At 38.0% G+C, this 324-nt stretch carries 1 pseudogene; it reads right to left on the reverse strand.

Annotated elements, in window-relative coordinates:
- A pseudogene (locus ACTNA4_RS16165) lies at positions 1-200 on the reverse strand (transposase); the annotation flags it as partial.
- Positions 201-324: the final 124 nt, after the last annotated feature.

Consider the following 324-nt stretch of genomic DNA (forward strand, 5'->3'; position numbering starts at 1 on the left):
ATCACGTTGACCGGAGTATTCGGTCTGGATGCCTTATCACTGTATAAGACAGAAAAACGCTTTTCATCAATGGCAGGAAATATTTCATCGGCAAAAACTTTTGCCCAGGATCTTTCCAGTGCTTTCTGTTCCCTGGCAGTTAATCCGGAAAAACTATCTGTAAAAGACATTTGCTGGTAAGCGTTTTCTTTGAATGACATAGAGATTACCTTCCTTCCTAAGATATCTCTATTATACAGCAAGTAAACCATTTAGGCTTGTATTTACTGCAAAATATATGAACTTTTCAAGGTACTATAGAGGGGCTTTTGACCCCAATATCAT

Origin of the sequence: Bariatricus sp. HCP28S3_A7 (assembly GCF_052066375.1) — a bacterium.
GTDB lineage: Bacteria > Bacillota > Clostridia > Lachnospirales > Lachnospiraceae > Allocoprococcus.